Annotated in this window: 18 protein-coding genes; 7 read left to right on the forward strand and 11 right to left on the reverse strand. The window is 48.9% G+C overall.

What is annotated here, in order from left to right; translation table 11 throughout:
* Positions 1-28: 28 nt before the first annotated feature.
* The 8 genes from V2I46_05065 to V2I46_05100 all read right to left on the reverse strand — a co-directional run bounded on the left by V2I46_05065 (position 29) and on the right by V2I46_05100 (position 10,404).
* On the reverse strand, positions 29-1,642 hold the full coding sequence (locus V2I46_05065; GenBank protein ID MEE4176862.1) for a cbb3-type cytochrome c oxidase subunit I: 1,614 nt from the start codon (positions 1,640-1,642) through the stop codon (positions 29-31).
* 18 nt (positions 1,643-1,660) lie between these two features.
* The gene (locus tag V2I46_05070) at positions 1,661-2,443 is read right to left on the reverse strand and encodes an SCO family protein (GenBank protein ID MEE4176863.1); all 783 of its coding nucleotides are present in this window, start codon (positions 2,441-2,443) and stop codon (positions 1,661-1,663) included.
* Between the two features lie 12 nt (positions 2,444-2,455).
* The gene (locus V2I46_05075; GenBank protein ID MEE4176864.1) at positions 2,456-3,616 is read right to left on the reverse strand and encodes a hypothetical protein; all 1,161 of its coding nucleotides are present in this window, start codon (positions 3,614-3,616) and stop codon (positions 2,456-2,458) included.
* A 12-nt stretch (positions 3,617-3,628) separates the two neighbouring features.
* The gene (locus tag V2I46_05080; protein MEE4176865.1) at positions 3,629-4,213 is read right to left on the reverse strand and encodes a cytochrome c; all 585 of its coding nucleotides are present in this window, start codon (positions 4,211-4,213) and stop codon (positions 3,629-3,631) included.
* 17 nt (positions 4,214-4,230) lie between these two features.
* Positions 4,231-4,743 carry a DUF3341 domain-containing protein gene (locus V2I46_05085; protein MEE4176866.1) on the reverse strand — a complete coding sequence of 171 codons (513 nt, stop codon included), beginning with the start codon at positions 4,741-4,743 and terminating at the stop codon, positions 4,231-4,233.
* Complete coding sequence (nrfD, locus tag V2I46_05090; GenBank protein ID MEE4176867.1) at positions 4,733-6,112, reverse strand: NrfD/PsrC family molybdoenzyme membrane anchor subunit; 1,380 nt, start codon at positions 6,110-6,112, stop codon at positions 4,733-4,735. The genes V2I46_05085 and nrfD overlap by 11 nt, the downstream gene beginning before the upstream one ends.
* Positions 6,113-6,150: 38 nt before the next feature.
* Positions 6,151-9,108, reverse strand: a complete 2,958-nt coding sequence (locus tag V2I46_05095; protein ID MEE4176868.1) for a 4Fe-4S dicluster domain-containing protein — start codon at positions 9,106-9,108, stop codon at positions 6,151-6,153.
* 63 nt (positions 9,109-9,171) lie between these two features.
* Complete coding sequence (locus tag V2I46_05100; protein ID MEE4176869.1) at positions 9,172-10,404, reverse strand: cytochrome c3 family protein; 1,233 nt, start codon at positions 10,402-10,404, stop codon at positions 9,172-9,174.
* 578 nt (positions 10,405-10,982) lie between these two features.
* Here V2I46_05100 and V2I46_05105 point away from each other — a divergent pair.
* Both V2I46_05105 and V2I46_05110 read left to right on the forward strand, forming a co-directional pair.
* Complete coding sequence (locus V2I46_05105; protein ID MEE4176870.1) at positions 10,983-12,218, forward strand: adenylate/guanylate cyclase domain-containing protein; 1,236 nt, start codon at positions 10,983-10,985, stop codon at positions 12,216-12,218.
* A gap of 123 nt (positions 12,219-12,341) precedes the next feature.
* On the forward strand, positions 12,342-14,687 hold the full coding sequence (locus V2I46_05110) for a response regulator (GenBank protein MEE4176871.1): 2,346 nt from the start codon (positions 12,342-12,344) through the stop codon (positions 14,685-14,687).
* A gap of 434 nt (positions 14,688-15,121) precedes the next feature.
* Here the strand turns inward: V2I46_05110 and V2I46_05115 are convergent, their stop codons facing one another.
* Positions 15,122-16,312: a phosphoglycerate kinase gene (locus V2I46_05115; protein ID MEE4176872.1), complete on the reverse strand. Its 1,191-nt coding sequence runs from the start codon at positions 16,310-16,312 to the stop codon at positions 15,122-15,124.
* Between the two features lie 176 nt (positions 16,313-16,488).
* Here V2I46_05115 and V2I46_05120 point away from each other — a divergent pair, with 176 nt between their 5' ends.
* Entirely contained in the window at positions 16,489-17,646 is a 1,158-nt protein-coding gene (locus V2I46_05120; GenBank protein MEE4176873.1) for a methionine aminotransferase, read from the forward strand.
* A complete protein-coding gene (locus tag V2I46_05125; GenBank protein ID MEE4176874.1) occupies positions 17,634-18,428 on the forward strand; it encodes an amidohydrolase in 795 nt (264 codons plus the stop codon). The genes V2I46_05120 and V2I46_05125 overlap by 13 nt, the downstream gene beginning before the upstream one ends.
* 60 nt (positions 18,429-18,488) lie before the next feature.
* Here the strand turns inward: V2I46_05125 and V2I46_05130 are convergent, their stop codons facing one another.
* Complete coding sequence (locus V2I46_05130; protein MEE4176875.1) at positions 18,489-20,339, reverse strand: DNA topoisomerase IV subunit B; 1,851 nt, start codon at positions 20,337-20,339, stop codon at positions 18,489-18,491.
* A 351-nt stretch (positions 20,340-20,690) separates the two neighbouring features.
* Between V2I46_05130 and V2I46_05135 the strand changes: the two genes are divergently transcribed.
* Positions 20,691-23,195 carry a TonB-dependent receptor gene (locus tag V2I46_05135; protein ID MEE4176876.1) on the forward strand — a complete coding sequence of 835 codons (2,505 nt, stop codon included), beginning with the start codon at positions 20,691-20,693 and terminating at the stop codon, positions 23,193-23,195.
* Positions 23,196-23,234: 39 nt separating this feature from the next.
* Here V2I46_05135 and V2I46_05140 read toward each other — a convergent pair whose 3' ends face one another.
* Positions 23,235-24,686 (reverse strand): hypothetical protein, encoded by a 1,452-nt coding sequence (locus V2I46_05140; GenBank protein ID MEE4176877.1) that lies wholly within the window; start codon positions 24,684-24,686, stop codon positions 23,235-23,237.
* Positions 24,687-24,899: 213 nt separating this feature from the next.
* On the opposite strand from V2I46_05140, the gene V2I46_05145 reads away from it, so the two are divergent.
* Together V2I46_05145 and rfbD are read left to right on the forward strand one after the other, a co-directional pair.
* Positions 24,900-25,841 (forward strand): UDP-glucuronic acid decarboxylase family protein, encoded by a 942-nt coding sequence (locus V2I46_05145; protein MEE4176878.1) that lies wholly within the window; start codon positions 24,900-24,902, stop codon positions 25,839-25,841.
* Between the two features lie 9 nt (positions 25,842-25,850).
* Positions 25,851-26,635, forward strand: a 785-nt coding sequence (gene rfbD / locus V2I46_05150; protein ID MEE4176879.1) for a dTDP-4-dehydrorhamnose reductase, incomplete at its 3' end; no start/stop codon positions are given.

The following is a 26,635-nucleotide window of genomic DNA, read 5'->3' on the forward strand; positions in this document are numbered from 1 at the left end:
ATTGTCCTGTTTTTATGAATTGAATACCTTAATCTTCAAAATCGTAAGGTCCTTTTTCAATGACCGGGATCTCTTCAAAGTTCTCGAGGGTAGGGGGTGTATCTACCTGCCACTCGAGGGTTTTGCCACCCCAGGGGTTCTTTTCAGTGGTTTTCTGCCCGTAGCGAGCTGAGCGTATCAGGTTTGCAAAAATGATCACAATGCCTGATATCATTACCCAAGCCCCGAGCGAAGAGATAATATTTCCGCCGTGGAAGTCGGGCAGGTAGTCGTAATACCTGCGGGGCATGCCCTGGATGCCCAGGAAGAACATGGGCAGGTAAAGAGTATTGAATCCTATAAAGAAGATCCCCCAGCCAAGGTTGGCCCAGCCCAGATCATACATCCGGCCAAACATTTTCGGGAACCAATAGTGGATGGCTGCCATAAAGGCAAAGCCCGTGCCCCCGAATACAATGTAATGAAAGTGGGCGACCACAAAATGGGTGTCGTGCACGTGGACGTTGGTAGCCAGCGAGCCCAGCACCAGTCCGGTAAGTCCCCCTATCATAAACACAAAAATGAAGGATACCGCCCAATAAAATGGGGTCTGCATGTCGAGCGAGCCTTTGTGCATGGTGCTTACCCAGTTAAACACCTTGATGGCCGAAGGGATGGCCACCAGAAAGGTCAGGAAGGAAAATGTGTAAAGGGCACGTCCGCTCATCCCGGAGGTGAACATGTGGTGGCCCCACACAAAATATCCTACGAAGGCGATAGCCATCGTGGACAAGACGATGGCCTTGTAGCCAAAGATGGTTTTCCTCGAGAATACGGGTATTACTTCGCTGATCACGCCCATTCCCGGGAGGATCATGATATAAACGGCCGGGTGCGAATAAATCCAGAACAGGTGCTGGTACAAGATGGGGTCGCCACCAAGGGCAGGATCGAAGATGCCTATGCCCAGGATGCGTTCAGCCACGATAAGCAGCAGGGTAATTCCGATCACGGGGGTGGCCAGGATTTGTATCCAGGCGGTGCCGTAAAGGGTCCAGGGGAAGAGAGGCATCTTGAACCAGGTCATCCCTGGAGCCCGCATTCTGTGGATGGTTACCACAAAGTTGATACCCGTAAGGATGGAGGAGAAACCCATGACAAAGGCACCGAAAACGGCGGGCAGCACATTCGCCGGGGTGCGGAAGCTGTAAGGAGCATAGAAGGTCCATCCGGTGTCGGGCGGACCGTCTCCCAAAAACTGAGAGGTAAGCACAATTAGGATTCCCAGGACGTACAACCACCAGGAGAGGAGGTTGAGACGGGGGAAGGCAACATCTTTGGCCCCTATCATAATGGGAAGGAAAAAGTTGCCAAAGACCGCTGGCAAGCCGGGTACCACAATGACAAAGATCATGATAATGCCGTGGAGCGTAAAGAAGGCATTGTAAGTCTGGGGTCCCATGAGGGTGTTCCCCGGTGCAATGAGCTCGGTTTTCATCAGCAAGCCCAGGATGGCGCCTACCGAGAAGAAAGCCAGCATAGTGTAAAGATACAACAAACCGATCCGCTTGTGGTCGGTTGAGAATATCCATCCTAAAAGTCCTTTGTATTGCCCCTTGTAATCAAGGTAACTTACATTATGGGCGTAGTTTGCTTCTGACATATTGTTTCAGGATATGGGTTAAGCCTTACGGTTCTTTGGTTTAATGACAAGAATTAACAGAATGACCAGGGCAAAGAACAAGATGATGGTGCCTGCTACCTTGGTGATGTTTAGCACATACTGCTGACCAGCCGGGTCAAAGGTATAGCAATAAGCCAGCACCCTGCTGAGCGAAGGCCCTGATTTTCCTTCAGCAGTTTCAATCACGGCCATCTTGAGGTCGATGGGCAGGAAGTAAGTGCCATGAAGGTAACGGGTGATTTTGCCTTCGTTGCTGAGGAATATCATGGCTGAGGTGTGCAGGAAGTCGAAGCCGGTACGCTTGTATTTGAACCCTACGGCTTCAGTGATGCGTGCGATGTTGGCACTGTCGGCCACGAAGAATTGCCAGCCATTGGGATCAATTTCCTTCTTAACCAGGTGGTGGTAGTTGTTGCGGTTCTGGCGCGCCAGTTCAGGGCCTTCCCTAGGGTCAAAGCTGATGGAAAGGATCTGGTAATCCTCGCCGATGACTAGGTCACTGCGTGTTACCACTTCAGCCATCGATTCCATAAAAGGGCTGCAAATCCCCGGACAGCGATAATACACCAGGGCGATCACCGTAGGCTTATCGACCAGTTGTTCCAGCTTTACCTTTTGCCCCAACTCATTGATCACCTCAATGTCGAGCGGAACATAGGTATCCAGGCGTTCAAAAATCCCGATCTCGCCTTCTTCAGGATTATAGGCCATTTCAAGATCCTGGGAAAACAGACCTAAGGGGATAAAAACGCCAAAAAGAAAAATCATTATCTTGTTCATGATCCTTTGTTTTTATAAATGATGATGAATACTTTCGTCGAGCATGGGATGGTTGAGCGGGACAATGGAAAGCCCTGACAGGCAAAGGAAAACCATCACAAGGTACAGACCTGCATAGCCGATCCACATCCCAACCTCAATGAATCCAAATTTCAGCACGCCATAACTCCCGGGCATAATTTGCAGGAAGAGGCTCATCCAGAGGCCGATCATCAGCAGGGCACTGATGCCAATCAGTACCGGTTTTTTTTTACCGATATCGTCAGACATCACCACCACAAAAGGAATGGCCCAGTTAATGATAGGTTCAGCATAAAAGAAAAACTTCCATTCGCCCAGGAAACGGGGCGTATAGTAAATGGTAGATTCCGGAATGTTGGCATACCAAAGAATGAGGAATTGCATGAACCAAAGGTAGCCAAATACGATGCTGAAGCGAAACAGGTAACGGGCCAGGTCGTGGCGGTGTGCTTCGTTGATCTGGGGAAAGAACCCCATCCCTTTTAAAAGGAATATCAGCAGGATTATGATTGCGGTACCGTAATAAATGCTGGTGATCATGGCGCGGAAGCCAAATATGGTGCTGTACCAGTGAGGATCGATAGTCATCACCCAGTCAACGGCGGCAAGTGAGAAGATCAGGACTGCGGAAAAAATAAAAACCTTGGAATAAAAGGTGCTTTTATGATACCATTGCTCACCGCCTTCCAGGTCTTCCTTTTTAGCCATTCGGCGAAGCAGGAAAAAGAGAGGCACCCAAAGGGCAAAATAAATCACGATACGGATCATAAAGAAGGGCACATTGAGGAAGGGGGCCTTATGGGCAATGAGCTTATCGGTTTCAGTGATGCCCGGATGTGACCATTCATAGATGTCGTGTAGCCCGAAGTAAATCAGCAGCATCAGGATTAAGCCGATGGGCAGGAATGCACCGGCAGCTAGGGGGATGCGCTGAATGAGCGCTGACCAAGAAGAACCTGATATGTATTGTACGCCAAAGAACATCAGGGCCCCGATACTGAGGGTGATGAAATACATATTGTTAAGCAGGACATTGGGCCAGGTCCTTGCAGGATCGGAGGCAAAGCCTGCAATGACTGCAACAAGTCCGATGAGGATCATTGCGGCAAAGATCAACAAGAGCTTTTTGGTGGGTTTGAAACTTGTATCCATAATGGGTTCGGTTTACTGTTCCTGGATTACCTGATCGATGAAAGCCACAATTTTCCAGCGGTCTTCAGGGCGGATGAGCGGTGCGTGGGCGCCCATGACTCCCCAGCCAACAGAAATGACATGAAAGATCTCACCCTGTGGCTGTGCTTTTACTACAGGGGTGATGAGGGATGCCGGTGGAATGACGTATTTTCCCCTGGTGTGCAGGCTGCCTTTGCCATCGCCTTGCTCCCCGTGGCATTGCTGGCAATAGACGCCGTAAAGGGCTTTGCCTTCCTCAAGCAGTTCAGGGGTGGTCGCCAGGGGGTTTACCAAGTTCTCACCTGCCAGTGCGCGTCCTTCAAAATCATTGGCGTAGGTATAGGGCACCATATGGCGGGGAACGGTCCCCTTGACCGGCTCGCGCATTGTTTTTCCGTCATCCATGGCTTCGTTGGACGACCAGGTCTCGTAGGACTGACCATGAGTCATATCGGGAAAATATTCATAACCCTTGTCCATTCTGGTCCGGTCGCAGCCTATGAGAGCCACCAGGGCCACAAGCAGGGCCCAGGTGCTGCGGGTTTTAAGGGGTGCTGGTTTTTTGTTGCCAAACATAATGGAATAGATATAGGTTATGCTTCGGTTTCTTGTTCAATGATTTCTTCAGCGCCTTCCTCCTGGAGCCACTGGGTGATCTCGGCGGGATTGAAGTTGCGGCCGAGCACCAGGTAGAAGCGGTCGATGGCCGCCCGGGGATGCACCAGGCCGGGGTTCTTGCCCGGAAACATCTTCTCGCTGGTGAGGAACGAAAAGGTGGTGAATGCCCCGGTGACAAGAATGCACAGCAGGTAAATCACCACCACCATGGGAGGAAAGGCAAAAACGGGTTTGCCACCGTAATGCAGGGGATAATCGATGACCGTCACATAATACACAAAGGCAAAGGTCAGGATAATGGTGATGATCCCTGTGACGACCGAGAGATAAGGCAGTCTGGACTCGCGTGTAAGATTCTTTATCATGTCATGATCTGCACTGGGGCCCTGAATGTCCCTGATGTTGACGCCATGCGACTTAAGCTTTTGTGCAGCCTTCAGCAGCAGGGCCTCATCATCAAATACGCCGATGATTTGTTTAGTGCTCATGGTTTTGCTTCTTTTGTTTTCTTAATTTTTCAGCCCGGGCAATGGGTTTGATCTCATTGACGGCAATGATGGGGATGTATCGGATGAACATCATCATCCCGCAAGTAAACAGGCCGAAGGTGCCCAAATAAATACCGATATCAACCATGGTAGGGTGATAGGCTGTCCAGCTCGAAGGCAGGTAGTCTTGGGCCAGGGTTGAAACGAGGATGATGTAACGCTCAAACCAAATCCCGATGTTGATGACGATTGACACAAGGAAAAGAATCACCAAATTCCGGCGGGCCTTTTTGAACCAGAATAGTTGTGGAACCACCGCATTGAAGGTAAACATGATCCAGAATGCAGTGGAGTAAGTGCCAGTGGCCCTGGCACGGAAGAAGGTAAAAATCTCGTATTCCACCCCTGAATACCAGGCAGTGAATAGCTCAGTGACATAGGCCAGGCCTATAATCAGTGAGCCAAACTTCAGTACGTGGGCTATGTTATCCAAGTGTTTTTCAGTGACATAATCCGTGAGGTTAAAGGCTCTTCTGAGCAGGATCATGATGGTAAGCACCATGGCAAAACCACTGAAGATGGCGCCCACGAAGAAGTAGGGTGGGAGAATGGTGGTATGCCAACCGGGCATCACCGAAACGGCAAAGTCAAGCGCCACGATGGTATGCACTGAAATTACCAGGGGGGCTGCCAGACCGCCTAGGATCTTCATCAGGCTTTCATAGCGGTTGTAAGAATAAAGCGAACCGTTCCATCCCATGCTGAACATTCCGTAAAGGAATTTGCCAACTTTACTTTTGGTGCGCTGGGCAATGGTTGCCAGGTCAGGTACCATGCCCATATACCAAAGCATTATGGATGTGATCAGGTAGGTGGTGATGGCCAGCACGTCCCAGAAAAGGGGGGAGTTGAAATTGAGCCACAGCAAGCGGGTATTGGGATAGGGAACGATGTAAAACGCCAGCCAGGGTCTTCCCATATGCAGCAGGGGGAACATGGCAGCACAGACCACGGCAAATACGGTCATGGCTTCGGCCGAGCGGTTGATGGACCCTGCCCATTTCTGCCTGAATATCAGGAAGAAGATGGAGAAAGCGGTACCTGCGTGTCCGATACCAATCCACCAGACAAAATTTATAATGTCCCATCCCCAGGCCACGCTGTTGGTCAGGCCCCAGGTGCCCAGTCCCTGGCTTAGTGACATATATACTGCCCAGGCTCCGATGGCCAGGAGAATGGTTCCAATAGTCATGGCACCGTACCACCAAAGCGGCGGTTTCTGCTCTACGTTGGCCAGCAAATCATCGGTGATCTGGCCGTATGTCTTATCGCCCTTGACCAGGGCATATCGTATTGGGTTGTTGAGCATGAACGTTGTTTTATTGTGGATTCAACATCATGGTTTCTTTATGAGCGTGGGTTTCTGATCTTAGTCAGGTAACCAACGGAAGGCAGTGTGTGCAGTTCCTCCAGCAGATGATAATTTCTGGGATCCTTGATTAGTTGTGACACCCTGCTTTCGGGATCATTCAGGTCGCCAAACACAAGGGCATTTGAAGGGCAGGACTGCACACAGGCGGGCATAATCTCACCGTCTTTGAGGGGACGCCTTTCATTCTTGGCGTTGAGTTTGGCTTCCTGTATGCGTTGTACGCAAAATGAGCATTTCTCAACCACGCCCCGCTCCCTTACTGTAACATCAGGATTGAGCACCATCCGGCCCAGGTCGGTGGTGGTGTGGGTGTTGAATTGCTCTTTGGTGGCATACTCATACCAGTTAAACCGCCGGACCTTGTAAGGGCAGTTGTTGATGCAGTATTTGGTTCCCACGCAACGGTTGTAGGTGATCTGGTTTATGCCTTCCTGACTGTGTGTGGTAGCCGCAACAGGGCAGACGTTTTCACAGGGGGCATGATCACAATGCTGGCACATCAGGGGCTGGAACACCACGCTCGGGTTTTCGGCATCGCCGGTATAATAACGGTCAATGCGCATCCAGTGCATGATGCGCCTGCGCCTTACCTGGTCCTTGCCAATTACAGGGGTATTGTTTTCGCTCTGGCATGCAATCACACAGGTACTGCACCCGGTGCAGGCATTCAGATCGACCATCAGCGCCCAGTGATGCCCGGGAAACTCGCTCTCCGGATATAAGGTGTTGTGATGTTTCAGGTGATAGGCACGTAACTCATTGCCGGCTGCGGGGTTTTCCTTGTATTTATCCAGGGTTGACTCCCTGACGATGGCACGACCTTCCATAGAGAAATGGGTCTGGGTGCGTGCAAAGGTGTGTCCGGTACCGGCTTTCGACCACGAGCTTAACGTTCCATGGAAGTTGCGATCAGCACTCAGCAGGAAGGCATTTCCGCCCCTGCCGTCAGCGCTGATGCCTGCCTTGCTGCGGCCATAGCCCAAAGCAATGGCCAGCATGCCGGCGGCCAAACCGGGCTGGATCAGCACAGGAACCTCCATTTTTTCATTGATGCGGATCACATCGCCCTCTAAAAAACCAAGCTGGGTTGCCGTGGCTGGCGAAACGGCCGCGAAGTTATCCCAGCAAACCGAAGTGATGGGGTCGGGCAGTTCCTGTAACCAGGGGTTGTTGGCATCGTGCCCATCGCCCATCGAAAGACTGGGGTATACCACAAATTCCAGATCAGACCCTCTGGTTTGTCCTTGCAAATTGGCAATGATTCCCGTGAGACCAGAGAAATTGGGCGAAAAGCTTCCTGAGACTTTTGCGGGGACTTCAAGAACTCCTGACTGCAAGGTTTTCATCCAAAAGCTCTCTGCATCGGAATATTCTGTTTGCTGGGGGAAAAGATTAGTTTGCCACCAGGCTTTCAGGTATTGGTGAAAATCAGCTTCCCTCCCCATCCATGTCAAAAGGGTATCCTGGAACTGTCGAGTCTTAAACAGGGGGTGAATCAGCGGTTGCATCAGGCTGTATTGGCCAGATTTAAATTCAGCATCTCCCCATGATTCCAGGTAATGATTATCGGGCAATATATACTGGCAAGCCTCAGCGGTCTCGTCCATTGTTGTGGCAAAGGAGAGGGTCAGGCCGGTGTTCTTGATGGCATTGAGCACCCCTTCCGTATCGTAGTGATGGTAGACGGGATTGGTCTGGTAGAACATCACTGCTTCCATCTTGCCTTGTTTCATATCGTTGACCAGGGCTTCGAAAGCGCCTTCGTCTGACATTCCTGTCATCAGCGTAGCAGTGGGGTCAATGGTGTTCCCGTATGCCCCGCAAAGCTGGTTGATGGCAGCTACAATTGTTTGCACTTCTGCCTGGGGGCTGCCGCAGACTACTAAAGCTTTGCCCCTTTGTTTCATCAAATGCGCAGCCAAGCCATTCACATCATAGTTAGTGTAGGCCTCTCCAGCAGGGCTTTGGCCGGCAAGGGCAGCCATCCTGTTATAAAGAGCAAGCAGAATATTCAGCTCCTCAGAAGGCTTTACCGGAACGCGTTCATCGGCATTGGCGCCGGTGAGCGAAAGCATCCCCTCGAACTGTATGTGGCGCGACATCTCTGGTTTGTCCTGGCTGACACGGCGACGTTCGGCATAGCGCCCGGCAAATTCAATCGGGGAGAGCCAGGTGCCCAGGAAATCACAACCGAAGCTGACAATCAGATCTGCCTTGTCAAAGCGGTAGTCCGGAATTATGGCCTGTCCAAACAGCGTCTCGTGGGCTTTTCGGATGCCAGAATAGGGAATGGCATCCCAGGCAACTACCTCGAGACCAGGATATTCGGTTTTGAATTCTTCTATCAGTGCACGGGTACTGGGGCTTAGCAGGCTAGGGGTCACCAGGGCCATACGGCCACCATTGGCCGAGACTTCTCTAAGCTTTATGCCGAATGCTTCATCGGCGGCTTCCCAGGCAATGGCTTCTCCGTTATGCAAGGCATTTTTGTATCGGGCGCCCGTGTCATAGAGGCTGAGTACGGATGCCTGAACCCTTGCCGAGGTCCCGCCCCGGGTCACCGGTGAAAGCCTGTTGCCTTCAATTTTGATGGGGCGTCCATCCCTGCTCTTTACCAGCACGGGGCAGTATTCATTACCGTGCAGATAAGTGGAAGCATAATACGATGCTTTCCCGGGAATCAGTTCCTCGGGCTGGTTGAGGTAGGGGATGGCTTTCTTTACCGGGTTCTCGCAGGCCGAAAGCACAGTGGCCGAAACGAAACTTATGCCGCACCACTTCAGGAAGTCACGCCGTGAAGAAGATTGCGGGTTCTTGTCGTCAGCCAAAATCTCCATCATTGACCGGGCCTGATCTTCCGCACGAAGATCATCGGTTTGCAAATGCCCGGCAGGTTGTACTTCGTGTAAACTTTTCCAGTATTTTTTTTCCATTGGAAACAGTTTGTATTTCTGAAAGCTTAATTAACAATTATTTCGAGGGGGTGTCTTCCATGATTAATAATGGCACTTCATGCAGTCCTCGCCACCTATCTGGGCAGCCTTCACGGCATCGATCCTTCCTTCCCTGATGTCCTTGTGAAGTTCTTCATATATTCCAAAATAGGGATTATTCAGGAAATCCACGTCATTGTCGCGGTGGCAGGTAAGGCACCAGCCCATGCTCAGGTCAGCGTTTTGATAAAGGATGTGCATTTTTTCCACCGTGCCATGACATTCCTGACATTCCAGTTTGCCGGCATTCACGTGCTGGGCATGGCTGTAAAAGCTATGATCGGGAAGGTCATGGATGCGTATCCACTGGATGGGTTCTCCGGTTTCCAGGGCCTGGTGGATCTTATTGATCTCAAAGCGCCCGGAATTAGTCCCCTCGCGAATAACGGTATGGCAATTGAGGCAGGTGTTGTTGGAAGGAATGCCCGAACTGAGGCTGAACTGGTTTACGGTGTGGCAGTAGTTGCAGTCGATGGCGTTTTCACCGGCATGCACCAGGTGCGAGAACTTGATGGGCTGATCGGGCATATACCCCTGCGTGCGGCCAAGATTGCGGCTCTCGGCAACGGCATATTGCATATGCACCACAAGGCCAATGATCAGGATCAAAACGTGCAGGGCTTTAAACCGAATCTTTTTTGTGATCAGAAGGTCAATCAACGCCAGGAGCATCAACAGGCCCATTCCCCAGAAAATAAAGGTATTAACAGGGTAAGCCTTCAGTTCGCCCGGGCCTTTTTTCAGAACGGATTCATAATAGGCTTCCAGTTGTTTTTCCTCGTCGGGGGTAATGATCATGCCCGGGTGATCGGCCATCATACGCATGCCGGTGGGGCTGTTCATCTTCTCGAGGATGCGATAATCCGGGTTGTCATACCACAACTGGGCCAAATCAAAAGCTGAAGGGTTCCAGTTCAGGGTATCGGTGCGGGTGGGGTAGTGGCACGAAGCACAATTGTGGGTTCCACTGCCAAAAGGTACCAGTCCCTTGAAAAGCCTTTCTCCCCTTCTTAAATCCTGCTTGCTGTAGTCGCCACGGGTGTAAACCTCATCGGGCTGGCTTTCCGGAACTTCTTCTGCTGCTTCGGCAACCACTTCAAGGATGCTGTCGGTGGTTTCTACGATCTCTTCCGCTTCCCCGGGAAGGGTATCCTGGCTTTGGACAGAAAAGGGAAACCAAAAAAAGATACTGTAAAGCAGTATCAGAATACCCGGGAAATACCACCCGGATCTCATAATACCTCGATTTGGTGAGTTGTGCATGATGTATTGATTTTGAATGCAAACAAGGCGAATCATTCATGATATCCGGCCTTATCAAATCAGGTTAATCGATAATTTAAGAAAGCTCTGAAAATCAATTTGATAGAAAGACTAAATTTTCCTAAAGTGACTGGAAATAAAGGCTTCGGGAGTAAAATTATAAAAAAATGGTTCTCTTTTAACTCCCTTTGCTAATTCATAATCATTCAAAATAAAACCTATAATATTGATAAAAATATAAGGAAGAGTTAATTATTTGTACGATCTTTGCTTTCTTTAATAAATTCCTGGCGCCTTTGTCATAATTATTGACCGGCATGATTTTGTGAAGAGATAAAAAAATCAGTATGTTTACGGTTCTTTTTTTGGGAATTTCTGCTTTCTTTTGCCTTTTCTTAGAAATGCAGTCCTTTTTTGCTTCAAATAACATAAAATAACATAATTCACGTTATTTCTTTTGTCAGGATTGATAATCTCTTAAAATAATGAAGGCCAATACGCCACGGTTTCTTGGCGGGCAGATTTAACAAACACTGCTTTAACGAATCCTAATGTTAAGAAAAGAAAGCATTTCCAAATCTTCTGGAAACCAGCCACCTTCTTCCGTGTGGGTGCTCGACGATGATATGATGATGGTAAAGGCCATTGAGAAGAAACTTTCGACCAATGGTTATGCATGTCGCGGGTTTACAGATGCAGGTTCTTTTAAGGATGCTTTTTTTGCTGACCACCTGGATGGCTTGCTTTTACTAGTCGATTATCAACTGGGCTCCACAACAGGCCTCTCGGTTATCAGGGAAATTCAGGCCAAAGGCATTCAGCCTGATTTCATGGCCATGACAGGCTATGGTGACGAGAAGGTGGCGGTCTCTATTATGAAGGCCGGTGCCATCGATTACCTCGTGAAGGAAAAGGGTTTTATCGATCACATCCCCCTCGCGGTTGAGGCTGCTTTTAAGCGGATGGAGCTAGACCGGAAACTAGAAAAAGCTACTGCGGCCCTCAAAAGAAGCCTTGATAAACATAAAAAGCTGAATAAGCAGATCCGGGAGCAACACCAGGAGCTAACCATTGAGAAAGCGAAGGTGGAGAAACTGCTTCAAAATATCCTTCCTTCAAAAATTGCCGGGGAGCTTCTGACCATTGGGACTGCCAAGGCGAGGTATTTTCCCTGCGTCAGTGTACTGTATGCCGATGTAGAGGATTTTTCCGCCAAATCATCCCTGTTCTCACCAATAGATTTGGTTGAGAAACTCGATGAATATTTCAGCAAGTTTGATACAATCATTGACCGGCTGAAACTGGAAAAGATCAAGACCATCGGTGATTGTTACATGTGCGCCGGGGGTATTCCCGAGGCCGATACGCTCAACCCGCCGCGTGCGGTTTTGGCAGGGCTTCAGATACAGGATGTCATTTTACGTGAAGCACGCGAAGCCAATGCCCAGGGCCTGCCATACTTTACCATGCGCGTGGGCGTTCATACCGGCGAAGTGGTGGCTGGGGTCATCGGCCGAAGGAAATTCTCCTACGATATTTGGGGCAATGCCGCCAATAAGGCGCACTGGATGGTCCAGTCAAGCCTCGAAAACATGGTCAACATCTCGGCAGAAACCTATGAATATGTGGCCGAATATTTCGAATGTTCATTCCGGGGTATGGTGAAAACAAAACATTTTCAACAGGAGGGGATGTATTTTGTCCACCGTCTCAAACCCGAATATGCTGACGACCCCGACGGACTCAAACCCAATATTGAGTTCATGATGGCTGCCGGGCTGGCCTGAACCAACTTCACGCCCCTGTCATTCGCCTGGTGAACGTTTTCCCCTATTCAGCATTGCTTATTGTTTAAATAATAGAATATTGTAAATTTGCTTCTTCATAAGGAGTTGCAATAAACCCTCGCAATGGAGCAATATTTAGATGACCCTGGCAGCCAGCAGTTCATTATCTCAGTTGTTGAAGATGATCTCTCGCTGAACCGCTTAATCCAGAAAACGCTGGAAAAAGAAGGGTATGTCACCCGGGGTTTTCTGTCGGGGGCCGAAGCCCACGGTTGGCTCAGCAGCAACTCAAACCAAGATACCCTGATCCTGCTCGATTACCAGCTTGCCGATATTCAGGGTGAGGAACTTATCAAACAGCTGCGAAAGGAAAATCTCGACTTGCCTTTTGTTATCATTACCGGCCATGGTGACGAACGTACCGCCGTGGAAATGATGAAACTTGGAGCCCTCGATTACATGGTGAAAGACAACAGTTTTATTGACCTGTTGCCTTCAGTGATCCATCAAGTGGTCAGCAGGCTGAGCATTCAGAAACAACTCGTCGAGTCGCAGGAAGCCCTTCGCCAAAGCGAGGAAAAATACCGAAGCATCTTTGAGAATATTCAGGATGTTTATTTTGAACTGACCCTTGAGGGGAATGTCATTGAGCTTTCGCCGTCAATCGAACAAATCTTTCTTTACCATAAGGAAGATCTCCTGGGCAAACCTTTGTTTGGAGAAAAGAGCAAACTGGACCTGTTTTTTGAGCAGCTTAATGAAAAGGGCTCTATGTCCGATTTTGAGATGGTCCTGAACCGGAAAAACAAGGAAAGTGTTCCCTGCTCCATTACCAGTAAATACATATACGATCACGATGGAAACGCCATTATGATCGTTGGATCCATTCGCGATATCAGCGAGCGGAAACAAGTGGAAGAAAGCCTGCGAATCAGCGAGGAACGCTACCGTGTCCTGGCTGAGAATTCAAGCGATATGATTTCCAAGCATAGCTGGGATGCCACGTATATTTATGTTTCGCCTGCCAGCAAAAGGCTGTTGGGTTACGAACCCGAGGAAATCGTGGGCCACTCTGCCTATGTCTTCATTCATCCTGATGATATCGACAAGGTAAGGCGAAACCATATCGGACTGCTTGAAACCCATCAGGACAATTCTATTGAGAGCTACCGCATTCGTAAGAAAAATGGAGAATATATCTGGTTTGAAACCAATAACCAGGTGATCTTCAATGCTAAAACAGCCCTGGTAGAAGAAATCGTGTGTGTGAGCCGCGATGTGACTCTTCGAAAAGAAAAAGAAGAGTTAAGAAAAGCGATGGAAGTGGCCGAACGCTCAAACAGGGTGAAATCAGAGTTCTTGGCCAATATGAGCCACGAGATCAGGAATCCCCTGAATGCCATCATTGGGATGACGCGCACGCTCGGAAAAACCAATACAGACAAGGAACAGCAAAGTATTATTAACTCCATCCTTATTTCTGCCGGAAACCTCTTGCATATCCTCAATGACATCCTCGATTACTCAAAGATTGAGGCCAATAAAATTGACCTGACTTTTGCCGATTTCGATCTGCAAAAAGCCCTGAATGAGACGCTTTCTGTGTTTGAACCCCAGGCCAGTGAAAAAAATATTGAACTGGCTGTGCAATTTGGTGAGGGAGTTCCCAAATGGATTCACGGCGATGAGAAGAAGATTTGTCAGGTGTTGAACAACCTGCTGAGCAATGCAATTAAATTCACCAATGAGGGAAAAATTGAGATTGGAGTAGAAAATAAATCGGTTCAGAAAGAAAACATTCGGCTTGAGTTTTATGTTAAAGATACAGGAATTGGTGTAAAAGAAGAAGATATTCCCCGCCTGTTCGAATCGTTCCGTCAGCTTGACATTTCCGCAAGAAAGGAATACCAGGGAACTGGCCTTGGGTTGAATATCGTAAAGAGTCTGGTTGAAATGATGAATGGGGAAGTGAAGTTTGAAAGCGAATATGGAGTGGGAAGCCGAATATCGTTTAATATCCCTCTTGTAATGGCCAGAGATCAGGAAACAGATATGGAACAGACGGCAGAGGAAACTTTGGAGATGGAAAAAAGGTTAAGCAACCTTCATATCCTGGTGGCAGAAGATGATGCCATTAACCAGCTATACCTCGCAGGTTTTCTGCGCTCGCAGGGATGGACTGTCGATACGGCTGCCAATGGCCTGGTGGCCATCGAGAAGTTTGCATCCAACGCCTACGATCTGGTCCTGATGGATGGACAGATGCCCAAAATGGATGGCTTCGAAACGGCCCGCCGCATCCGTGAAATGGAAAAAGATACCGGCAAGCACGTCCCAATTGTGGCCATTACAGGTTATGCCATTCCCGGAGACCGCGAACGATTTATGGATGCCGGCATGGATGACTATGTTTCCAAGCCCATTGACGAGCGCAAACTGATCGATATCATCAACCGGATGACTGGCTAAACCCATTGCCTGCCATAAGCCTTTTGTGCAGGCTTCCTTTCCATTGCCTCGATCATTTCGCCCTAAATTTTAAGGATTCGCTGCGTTTCCCTTGCAACAGCAAGGTTTCTTTTTGACCTTTTTGTATAAATTTCAGGGATGTAGATGCAAGGTGCAACAGCCATACCATCCAGGGGGTTTAGACGGTGTTTACTCGGTTTAAACCGAATAAACACCGTCTAAACACCGTCCAAACCCTGATTCTGATCCCAAATTGCAGCCAATCTGAACCACCCTGAATGCCCTGCCAAGGCGTTATAGAATCATTACAAAAAGGGCTAAAGGGGTTCGTATGTGCCTGATTTTTAGTTGCAAGAAAGCGGTCGGGCTCTCCCCCCGAAAAAGGGCCGTCTCAAAAACCATTGAGACGGCCCCCTTTAGGGTGTTTATTGAAATTATTCGTTGATGGCCTGAACACCGGGCAGGACCTTGCCTTCCATGTATTCAAGCAGGGCACCGCCACCGGTACTGACGTAGCTTACCTGGTCGGCCAGGTCCAGCTGGTTGATGGCCGCTACTGAGTCGCCGCCCCCGATAAGGGTGAAGGCACCATTTTCAGTTGCTTTTACAAGTGCTTCAGCAACCACTTTGGTGCCTTTGGCAAAGTTTTCCATTTCGAATACCCCCATAGGGCCGTTCCATAGGACCGTTTTTGATTTTTCGATCACTTCGCTGAATTTCTTCTGGCTTTCGGGGCCGATGTCAAGGCCCAGCCATCCTTCAGGAATGGCATCAGCCTTTACGGTTTTAGCATTGGCATCGTTTGCAAAAGCGTCGGCAATCACAGCGTCAGCAGGAATATGCAGGTTCACCCCTTTTGCCTTGGCTTTCTCCATAATCTCTTTGGCCTGGCCGATAAAGTCGTCTTCCACCAGGCTGCCGCCGATTGTGCCTCCTTGGGCCTTAATGAAGGTAAACATCATACCTCCTCCGATGATCAGGTCGTCGACCTTGTCGAGAAGGTTTTCCAGGATCTGAATCTTTGAGCTGACCTTTGCGCCCCCGATGATCGCGGTGTAGGGGCGTTTAACATCCTTCAGCACCTTGTCGATACTGGCCAGCTCGTTGGCCATCAGGTAGCCAAAAGCCTTGTCATTGGGAAAGAATTTTGCAATGATGGTAGTGGAAGCATGGGCGCGATGGGCCGTGCCAAAGGCATCGTTCACATAAAAGTTGGCCAGTTGGGCAAGTTTTCCGGCAAATGCTTCATCACCCTTGGTTTCTTCTTTGTAGAAACGCAGGTTTTCGAGCAATAATACCTGGCCGGGCCTTAGGTTAAGCGCCTTTTGGTGGGTCAGGTCGCCAATGCAGTCGTCGGCAAACCTGACGTCGACGTCCAGCAACTTGCTGAGGTGATCGCGCAGGTGACGCAGGGAGAATTTGTCTTCGGGGCCTTCCTTGGGACGGCCAAGGTGCGACATCACGATGACCGAACCCCCGTCATCCAGGATCTTCTTTATGCTGGGGACAGCTGCCCGCATGCGCGAGTCGTCGGTGATCTGAAATTCGCTATTGAGCGGGACATTGAAATCAACGCGCATAATGACGCGTTTTCCCTTGAAATCTATTCCGTCTATTGTCTTCATATTCCGTGATTTTTGATAAAAAATGATGTACTATTTTGAATAATCAAAGCAGGTTCCGTATTTTTTACCCCCTGCCGTTACATTATTTCTTTTAAATTTGCCTCTCCAGCTAATCGATAAAAGGAGCATAAAATTAATGATTTTCGCCGGAACAATTGCCAATTAAATTCAGATGCATGAACCCTTTTCCTGAAGCCGTCATTTCAAAACTTCCCCAGACGGGAACATCCGTTTTTGCGGTGATGTCTCAACTGGCACATGAACACAAGGCCATCAACCTCTCCCAGGGATTTCCCGATTTTCCCGTATCGGAAAAACTGATTGAACTGGTTGCAAAACATATGCGCGAAGGGCACAACCAGTATGCTCCCATGCCGGGCCTGCTAAGCCTCAGGGAGCGTATCGCAGAGAAGACAGAGGCCTTGTATGGGGCAAATTACGATCCGGAATCAGAAATTACGGTCACTGCAGGCGCTACCCAGGCTATTTTTACAGCCATTAGCGCCTTTATTCGCGAAGAAGATGAGGTGATTGTTTTTGAGCCTGCTTATGACAGTTATGTGCCTGCCATAAAGCTTAACGGGGGGATTCCCATTGTTTCCCGGCTAAAACTGCCTGATTATCATATTGACTGGGATGAAGTAAGAAAACTGCTCAACGCCCGAACCAAGATGATCATTATCAACACCCCCCACAATCCCAGCGGAAGTGTCCTGACAGCGGCTGATATGGCAGAACTGGAGCGACTGACGCGGAATACCGGAATCCTGATTTTGAGCGATGAAGTGTATGAGCACATTATTTTTGATGAGAAACGCCACGAGAGCGTTTGCCTGTATCCTGGCCTTGCCGAACGGAGCCTGGTGACCTGTTCTTTTGGGAAAACTTTCCATGCCACCGGATGGAAGACCGGTTATTGCGCGGCCCCCGAAAACCTGATGCGGGAGTTTCGTAAGGCACATCAGTTTACGGTGTTTTGCGCGAACACCCCGGTGCAGCATGCCATGGCTGATTTTTTGGAAGACCCTTCAAACTACCATGGCTTGGGCGAATTCTACCAGGAGAAGCGCGACTTCTTCAATAAAGCATTGAAAACTTCGCGCTTTGGTTTGATTCCGGCTTCCGGTACTTACTTTCAGTTGCTCGATTACAACAAGATTTCGGAGGAGGATGAGATGACGTTTGCTCAGCGTCTCACCCGCGAATACAAAGTGGCAGGGGTGCCCACAGCACCCTTTTACAGCAAACCAGCCAATGACGGCGTGCTTCGCTTTTGTTTTGCAAAATCGAATGAAACCCTTGAAAAAGCAGCAGAGATATTATGCAAAATTTAACCGTTACCCTTGTACAGACCACGCTTTATTGGGAAGATCCGGCCCGCAACCTGGAGTTGTTCACTGAAAAGATTTCAGCCCTGCAGGAGGATACCGATCTGATTGTTTTGCCCGAGATGTTCACCACCGGCTTTACCATGAAACCTCAGTCAGCTGCTGAACCCGCCAATGGGCAGGCCCTGGCGTGGATGAAGCAAATGGCCGCTTCGCGCAATTGTGTCGTTTGCGGAAGCGTGGCCGTGGAAGACAAAGGCAGGTTCTACAACCGATTCTTCTGGGTCAGGCCTGAGGGCTCTTTTGAGACCTACGACAAGCGGCACCTCTTTACCTATGCGGGAGAGAATAAGGATTACGTGCGTGGAAACGGGAAACTCATTGTTGAATTGAAGGGTTGGAAAATCATGCCCATGATATGCTACGATATCCGGTTTCCTGTCTGGAGTCGCAACAGGTATCGTGGCAAGGAGGGGTTCGATTACGATGTCATGTTGTATGTAGCCAGCTGGCCGGCCGAGAGAAGTCACACCTGGCGTATCCTGCTCATGGCACGTGCCATTGAGAACCAGTCCTATGTGATTGGGGTCAACCGCCTGGGTGCTGATGAGAACAAGATACAGTATATCGGCGATTCGGCGGTGATCAACCCACTGGGCGAGAACCTCAGTAATTTCCTGCCCAATCAGGAGGGTATGGAAACGGTGACCTTGCCCCGCTGTCAGCTCGATGGTTTTCGCGACAGTTTCAGGGCGTGGGCCGACTGGGATGACTTCAGCCTGCTATAAGTTTTAATAGGCCTTACTTAACGAATTATTAAACAGAAAAGAATGATTGCGGTTGATTGATCAGGCCTCAACTGCATCGATTTCAACCCGCAGGTTTTCGATGATAAAACTCTGCCGGTCGGGGGTGTTCTTGCCCATGTAAAATTCAAGCATTTCGGCAATGCCCAGATCCTTTTTGAGGATCACCGGGTCGAGGCGTATGCTTTTCCCAATAAAATTAATGAACTCATTAGGGGAGATCTCACCCAGACCTTTGAAGCGGGTGATTTCGGGCTTGGCACCCAGCTGGCCCATGGCATCGGCCTTCTCCTGATCGGAATAACAGTAAAACGTCTTTTGTTTGTTGCGGACGCGAAACAGCGGTGTTTGCAGGATATAAAGGTGCCCGTTGCGAATCAGGTCAGGGAAAAATTGCAGGAAAAACGTCAGCAGCAACAGGCGGATGTGCATCCCGTCAACATCAGCATCCGTTGCAATCACTACGTTGTTGTAACGCAGGTCTTCCAGGCTGTCTTCAATGTTGAGGGCTGCCTGCAGCAGGTTAAATTCTTCATTTTCGTAAACGATCTTTTTTGTGAGGCCATAGCTGTTCAGGGGTTTTCCCTTCAGGCTGAACACGGCCTGGGTATTTACGTCGCGGGCCTTGGTAATGGAACCGCTGGCCGAGTCGCCCTCGGTAATGAACAGGGTGCTGTCCAGGCGCTGCGGATGGTTATCGTTGTAATGGATACGGCAGTCCCGAAGTTTCTTGTTGTGCAGACTTGCTTTCTTCACCCTTTCCTTGGCCAGCTTTTTGATGTTGGCCATGTCTTTGCGTTCCTTCTCCGACTGCTGGATCTTGCGCAACAAGGCTTCGGCCGTTTCGGGCTTCATATGAAGGTAGTTATCCAGCCTCCGCTTAACGATGTCGTTTATATAGTTGCGGATAGAGGTGCCACCGGGTTCCATATACTGCGAGCCAAGCTTGGTTTTGGTCTGCGACTCAAAGACCGGCTCCTGCACCTTAATGCTCATGGCCACGATCAGTGAGGTTTTGATATCGTTTGAGTCAAAGTCCTTCTTGTAAAACTCCCTGAGGGTTTTGTTCAGGGCTTCGCGGAAGGCCGCCTGATGAGTGCCCCCCTGGGTGGTGTGCTGACCGTTTACAAAGGAATAGTACTCCTCGCTGTACTGGCTTGTGCTATGGGTCAGTGCAAACTCCATATCATCTTCCTGGATGTGGATGATGGGATAACACACCGGGGTGTCAATATTGTGGTTCAGCAGGTCAAGCAGGCCGTTTTGCGACTGGTACTTTTTACCATTGAAGATAATGGTGAGGCCACGGTTCAGGTAAACATAGTTCCAGAGGAGCTTCTCAATGTATTCGTCAATATAGCGGAACTTGCCAAAGATCTCTTCGTCGGGTACAAAACTGATAATGGTGCCGCCTCTCCCCGTGGTTTCGTGTTCTTTGCCGTCGGCAGTCAGGAGACCCTTTTCAAATTCTGCTGCCTTCGAGAGGCCTTCGCGTATGGATTCAATGCGGAAATAGCTTGAAAGGGCATTCACGGCTTTGGTGCCCACCCCATTTAGGCCCACCGTTTTTTTAAAGACTTTACTGTCGTATTTGGCCCCGGTATTAATCTTGGAAACCACATCGACTACCTTGCCCAGTGGTACGCCCCGCCCATAGTCGCGTACGGTGATCTTCTTCTCGTCTATCGATATTTCAATGGTTTTGCCAAAACCCATGATGTATTCATCGATGGAGTTGTCGATGACCTCCTTGAGGAGGACGTAAACCCCGTCGTCCTGGGAAGCTCCATCGCCCAGTTTCCCAATATACATCCCCGGCCTTAACCGGATGTGTTCTTTCCAGTCAAGAGTCCGTATGGAATCTTCGGAATATTTTTCGGTTATCACAGTCATTTCTTCTCCCGATCAGGGTGCAAAGATACAAGAAAGCGGGCAAAACCCTTTACCATAGGGGTGCTGATTTATCAACACTTTTTACAGTTTTTGCCAGATTGAAGCAACCCGGGTTTTTGAATAAAATTAAATTTCCTAATTTTACTCCAACATTTCAAGGCTACCAGCCCAACGAGCGTTACAACATGAAGAGAAAATCCCCCACAGACCTGTGCGGGGATTTTTTTTGTTAAAAAAAGTGAACCATTAAACCTTTCATGCTGTTTATTGTCCAATGTTTAACCATAACCTGATAATGGTTCAACAAATTGTATAACCAACAAAATCAATTAATAAAAACACTTAAATTGTATGTTTAATTTTCTGAGTTTTAAGAAATACCTCCTCATAACCCCCTTTTTGTTTTTTTCCTTTACCTTGTTTGCTGAAAGCCCTGTTGACAGCAGTGCACCTTCAGCACCTCGCCCTTTTAACAGCGGGGTAGTCACTGGAATGGTGATCGATGATTCAAGCAATGAGCCCCTTTTGTTTGCCAGCGTGGTGCTTCACAGCGTGCGCGATTCATCCCTTGTGACCGGCGCGATCACCAACGAGCAGGGTGTTTTTGTTATTGAGCAGGTTCCCGAAGGAAAGTACTATGTGGCCATTAACTATGTAGGATATCCCCGAAAAGAATTCAACGGCATTCAGGTCACCAAGAGCGAGCCGGTCTATGAAATGGGCACAATTCGTGTGGAGCCAGGCGCTGCTTTGCTTTCTGAAGTGACCGTTGAAGCCGCCCGCGAACTGATGGAAGTGGGCCTTGACCGCCGCGTCATAAATGTTGACAGCGAACTCACTGCTACCGGAGGCACCGCGCTTGAACTGATGCAAAACATCCCCAGCGTTGCCGTCGATTTTGAAGGCAATGTCAGCCTGAGGGGAAGCTCTAACGTGACCATCCTTGTAGATGGCCGCCCAAGCAGCCTGACTGGCCTGAGTGGCTCAGAGGCCCTTGAGCAGATCCCTTCCAATATGATCGAACGCATTGAGGTGATTACCAATCCTTCGGCCCGTTATTCGCCTGATGGCACTTCAGGTATCATCAATATTGTGTTGAAAAAGGAACGCCGTGCGGGCTATAACGGGATGGCCTCACTCAATGCCAGCACAGGAAATCGCTACACCGGTTCCCTGAACCTGAACTATAAAACTGGTAAGGTAAACTTCTTTGGGAATTATAGCGGAAGGATTTTTAATATGGAAGGCTCTGGTTTTAACTTCCGGACCAGTTTCCTCAATGATACCACGTTTCTCGATCAGGATACCCGCTTTGAGAACACCATGAACTCGCACAATGTCAGCTTCGGTGCCGATTACCAGTTCAACGACTTCAACACCCTTACCGCCTCTGTGATGTACAATTCCTGGCAGCGTATTTCGGACAACTTTACCGATTACAATGCACTGGACATAAACATGTTCTTAACCGATTTCTTTACCCGTACTTCGGGCAATGAAATGGAAAACCAGGGCATGAACTATACCCTGAATTACCGCAAAACCTTTGATCAGAAGTTGCGGGAATTTAATGCGGATATCGTGTTTTCCACCCGTGGAATGGAAATTGCTGAAAACAACCTTCAGCGTTTCATTGAAAACAATGGCAAGCCAGCAATCCTTCCCGACCTTCTTGAAAACACCAGCACCAATGGCGATAACTGGTCGCTCTCCTTTCAGACAGATTACATTCATCCACTGGGCGAAGACCAGAAACTGGAATTTGGGGGGCGTGCTTACCTCCGCGAAATGGGATCGGATTTTAACTTTTTTAATTATGACCCAGAAACTCAGGAATGGAAAAACAATACAGGCCTCAGTAACCAGTTTGTTTATAATGAGCAGGTCTATGCCGCCTATGGTATATACTCTACAATGCTTGGCAAATACAGCCTGCAGGCAGGGCTTCGCCTGGAGCAGACTTATATTGAAGCAGACCAGCGCACCACCAATGAGGTATATAGCGACAATTATCTGAACCTGTTCCCTACGGTTCACCTGCGCCGGAATTTTGAACAAAACCAGTCACTTCAGGTCAGCTACAGCCGCAGGATTAACCGTCCAAACAACCGCTATCTGAATCCCTTTGTCAGCTATACAGACCCCTATGATTTATCATTCGGAAATCCTCAGTTGAAGCCTGAGTTGATCAACTCCATGGAATTGGGTTATACCCGTTTCTGGAAAAATACCACCATCAACCCCAGCCTCTTTTACCGCTATACCGATGGGATGATCACCCGCTTCCGTACCATGGATCAGAATGGCATTGCCTATACCACCTTTGAAAACATCAATCGCGGAACTTCTTACGGGGCCGAACTGATTCTTTCGCAGCAACTCTTCCCCTGGTGGCGCGCCAATGGCACATTTAGCTATTACCGCCAGATTATTGAAGGTGGCGATGCCATGATGGAAATGCGCACTGATAGCTATTCATGGTCTGCACGAATGGTCAACAACCTCAACCTTGGAAAAGGATGGGATCTCCAGGTGAACGGGTTTTACCGTTCCCCTGTAGTAATGCTTCAGGGCGAAATGGAGGCCATGTATTCGGCCGATATGGGGCTGCGCAAGAATATCCTCGACCGTAAGGGTACCATTACCCTGAGGGTCAGCGATATCTTCAATACACAGAAATTCAGAATGTATAATTACGGTGATAACTTTACCATCGATATGGAACGGAAACGCAACAGCCGCATGGTTTTTGTTGGTTTTACCTATCGAATTAACGAATACAATAACCGGAGGAATCAACGTTCGCGCGAGCAAATGGATAACAGCCCGCAGGACTTTGATGAGTTCGATATGTAGTTTTGGTTAATTGATAGAGTTGGTTCGGGCGAAGGGTGGTCATTTTTTGGCTGCCCTTCCCCGTTTTTTGGGGACTCCATAACCAAAGAGGTTTTTGCTCTTGATGAAGGAAGAAACAAAACGGGGAACCATCTTTTCCCAGGAGGGGTCGTTCTCCTTCATTTTTTTCATTACCAGGTGAGAAAAGAAGGGGAGCACCTGTTCGCGGTAACCCGGAATATCAACGATGCATTGATTATTAACCAGGTACTGGAAAAGGGGATCGATGTCCTTATCAACGGGCATGTTGCCAATGGTAATGATCTTGCTTTTCTCGTTTTCCTTGCTGGGATAGATATAAACCTTCAGGTTCTCTATAAAGAGCTTCCCAAAAGCCTCGAGTATGCCCCCTCGCAGGTGGGTGTAATATTTCTTGTCGAGCACATTCTGGAAGGTATACGCGCCCATTATCATGCGGATGCTTCCCAGACGGAAGCGCCTGAACCATTCGGCCAGCTTATAAAACTCGCGGAAATTGGAAATCATCACGTTTTGCCCCATTCCACAAAGGATATCGACGCGATCAAGAAAATCGCGCTCATCAAAGTCGCCGCCTCCCATCAGATTGTTCAGGGTCATTTCGCAAAGCACCACCGTATTCTTCTTGTCAAAACCCACATCCTCCTTAAACAATGCAAAGCCTGTTTTTAGCATATCGAATCCAACATAGGTGATGGGTCTGAAGCTTCCCCTAAGCACCATGGTATTCTTTTTATACAACAGGTCAGCCGGTTGCTGAACCTTGCCGTGGCGGTCAAACATCGTTACGCTGGTCATTCCGTTTTTTACGAGTTGCACGGCCAGCAGGCGGTTGTCGACATAGTCAAGCTCGGGGCCACTCATCCTGATCATATCGATCTCGATCCGGCCATCAGAAATGGATTCCAGAAGTGATTTCAGAAAACTGTTGGGAAACTGGTAAATGTAATAACAGGCATAGATCAGGTTAACACCCAGTATCCCCAGGGTTTTTTGCTGCAGCAGACTGTCGTTTTCCAGCAGTCGCACGTGGAGGACCACGTCATTGGGCGGATCTCCGGGATTCAACTGAAAGCGTACGCCGATCCAGCCGTGGGGGTCGTTATCCTTTTTGAAGTTGAGGGTGGTGACCGTATTGGCAAAGGCGAAAAACCGAGTGTTGTCGCCGCGTTTATCGCCCAGCAGATCTTCCAGGCTTTTGTATTCGATGTCGAGCATCTGCATCAGCCGCTGCTCGGAGACGTACCTCCCGCTGGGGCTTTTTCCGTAAAGCGAATTGCTGAACTGCATGTCGTAGGCCGAGATGGTTCGGGCTACCGTGCCTGATGCCCCGCCCGACTGGAAAAAACAACGGGCTACTTCCTGCCCAGCGCCAATTTCCGCAAACGAACCATAGATGCTGTCATCAAGGTTGATGAATAAGGCTTTGCGGGTTGGATCAAGAACTTCGCGGGTGATGGAGGTCTGGCGCATCTGCTTTTGGATAAGAATGATTAGAATAAGTATCAAATTTAAAAGAAATTATTTACTTCCTCAAGTGTAACAGACGCATTCTGTTTCCGATTTAAGCTTTTTTCAGATTCTTTTGCTCCGGCGATATTGTCCGGCCCTTTACGAAAAAATAGATATATTTGCGGCAGTCCATTGCTTGCTGATCTTGCTTTGGTTTTTACAATCCAATTCAACATGAAAAAAAGAATTCTGGTAACCGGTGGAGCAGGCTTTGTAGGTTCACACCTCTGCGAAGCTTTGCTGCTTAGAGGTCACGAAGTATTTTGTCTCGATAATTTTTTCACCGGGCAGAAAGAGAATATTCTGCACCTGCTCAACGACCCTTATTTCGAGCTCATCAGGCACGACATTACCATGCCTTTCTTTATCGAAGCCGACGAGATCTATAACCTGGCTTGTCCTGCATCGCCCATCCACTATCAGTATAATGGCATCAAAACCATCAAGACCTCGGTGATGGGCGCCATCAATATGCTGGGACTGGCCAAGCGCCTCAATGCCAGGGTGCTTCAGGCCTCTACCAGCGAGGTATATGGCGATCCCGAAGTGCACCCCCAGACCGAAAGTTACTGGGGCAATGTGAATCCCATCGGCCCCAGGGCTTGCTACGACGAAGGCAAGCGCTGTGCTGAATCCTTGTTTGTCAATTATCACCGCCAGAATCACGTGAAGATCAAGATCGCAAGGATATTCAACACTTATGGCCCGCGGATGCATCCCAACGACGGGCGTGTGGTTTCCAACTTTATCGTCCAGGCCCTGCGCGGCGAGGATATCACCATTTTTGGGGATGGCACCCAGACCCGCAGCTTTTGTTATGTTGAAGATATGGTGAAGGCCCTCATCGGTCTGATGGAGACGCCTGATGAAGTGACCGGACCCATGAACCTAGGGAATCCAGGTGAGTTCACAATGCTTCAACTGGCCGAAATGGTGCTGAAACTTACCGGCTCCAAATCTTCCATTACACATATGCCCCTGCCCCAGGACGACCCCATGCAGCGACAGCCCGACATCACCTATGCACGAAAAACCATCGGCTGGGAACCCTATACCCAACTGGAGGAAGGCCTTGCACATACCATCCGTTACTTTAAATCGATTCTAAACCTTTAAGCAATCACCATGAATATCCTCATAACAGGCAGTAACGGCCAGCTTGGCAGTGAGTTCAGGGAACTGGCCCCCAGTAGCCCGCAGCATCAGTTTTTCTTCACCGATGTGGAGGAATTGGATGTAACGAATCCAGATAAGGTATATAAGTATATGAAGGCCAACAAGATTGAATGTGTGGTAAACTGCGTGGGCTATACCCAGGTGGATAAAGCTGAAGATGACAGGCCTCAGGCTACCCTCCTGAATGCAACGGCTACCAAATACCTGGCAGAGGCTTCCAGCAGGGTAGGAGCCATGCTCGTCCATATCTCCACCGACTATGTCTTTGAAGGCAAGAACTTTAAACCCTATACCGAAAATGATACCGCCAACCCCAAGTCGATTTACGGAAAATCCAAACTGGATGGCGAGATCGAAGTGATGTTCAATGCCAAACGGGCCATCATCATCCGGACCTCCTGGCTTTATTCGGCATCCGGGCATAACTTTGTTAAGACCATTCTTGAAAAAGCTAAAACTGAGAAAGAATTGAAGGTGATCTTTGATCAGATAGGCACGCCCACCTATGCCCGCGACCTCGCTAAGGTTATCCTTGAGATCATCCCCAAGGTCCCGTCAAAGGTTAGGGGCGAGATCTATAACTTCAGCAATGAAGGCGTAGCCAGCTGGTATGATTTCGCCAAAGCCATCATTGAAATCAAAGGGCTTGATTGCAAGGTCATACCTGTGCTCACCAAGGATTTCCCCCAAAATGCCCAGCGTCCCCAGTACAGTGTTCTGAACAAAAGCCGTAT

The organism is Bacteroides sp., assembly GCA_036351255.1.
GTDB lineage: Bacteria > Bacteroidota > Bacteroidia > Bacteroidales > UBA7960 > UBA7960.

Excerpts from the sequence above, each read along its gene's own strand:
- V2I46_05075 (MEE4176864.1), bottom strand. The coding sequence starts at position 3,616 with ATGGATACAAGTTTCAAACCCACCAAAAAGCTCTTGTTGATCTTTGCC.
- V2I46_05100 (MEE4176869.1), bottom strand. The coding sequence starts at position 10,404 with ATGAGATCCGGGTGGTATTTCCCGGGTATTCTGATACTGCTTTACAGT.
- V2I46_05120 (MEE4176873.1), top strand. The coding sequence starts at position 16,489 with ATGAACCCTTTTCCTGAAGCCGTCATTTCAAAACTTCCCCAGACGGGA.
- V2I46_05105 (MEE4176870.1), top strand. The coding sequence starts at position 10,983 with ATGTTAAGAAAAGAAAGCATTTCCAAATCTTCTGGAAACCAGCCACCT.
- V2I46_05085 (MEE4176866.1), bottom strand. The coding sequence starts at position 4,743 with ATGAGCACTAAACAAATCATCGGCGTATTTGATGATGAGGCCCTGCTG.
- nrfD (MEE4176867.1), bottom strand. The coding sequence starts at position 6,112 with ATGCTCAACAACCCAATACGATATGCCCTGGTCAAGGGCGATAAGACA.
- V2I46_05080 (MEE4176865.1), bottom strand. The coding sequence starts at position 4,213 with ATGTTTGGCAACAAAAAACCAGCACCCCTTAAAACCCGCAGCACCTGG.
- V2I46_05110 (MEE4176871.1), top strand. The coding sequence starts at position 12,342 with ATGGAGCAATATTTAGATGACCCTGGCAGCCAGCAGTTCATTATCTCA.
- V2I46_05070 (MEE4176863.1), bottom strand. The coding sequence starts at position 2,443 with ATGAACAAGATAATGATTTTTCTTTTTGGCGTTTTTATCCCCTTAGGT.
- V2I46_05130 (MEE4176875.1), bottom strand. The coding sequence starts at position 20,339 with ATGACTGTGATAACCGAAAAATATTCCGAAGATTCCATACGGACTCTT.
- V2I46_05145 (MEE4176878.1), top strand. The coding sequence starts at position 24,900 with ATGAAAAAAAGAATTCTGGTAACCGGTGGAGCAGGCTTTGTAGGTTCA.
- V2I46_05135 (MEE4176876.1), top strand. The coding sequence starts at position 20,691 with ATGTTTAATTTTCTGAGTTTTAAGAAATACCTCCTCATAACCCCCTTT.
- V2I46_05125 (MEE4176874.1), top strand. The coding sequence starts at position 17,634 with ATGCAAAATTTAACCGTTACCCTTGTACAGACCACGCTTTATTGGGAA.
- V2I46_05115 (MEE4176872.1), bottom strand. The coding sequence starts at position 16,312 with ATGAAGACAATAGACGGAATAGATTTCAAGGGAAAACGCGTCATTATG.
- V2I46_05095 (MEE4176868.1), bottom strand. The coding sequence starts at position 9,108 with ATGGAAAAAAAATACTGGAAAAGTTTACACGAAGTACAACCTGCCGGG.
- V2I46_05065 (MEE4176862.1), bottom strand. The coding sequence starts at position 1,642 with ATGTCAGAAGCAAACTACGCCCATAATGTAAGTTACCTTGATTACAAG.
- V2I46_05140 (MEE4176877.1), bottom strand. The coding sequence starts at position 24,686 with ATGCGCCAGACCTCCATCACCCGCGAAGTTCTTGATCCAACCCGCAAA.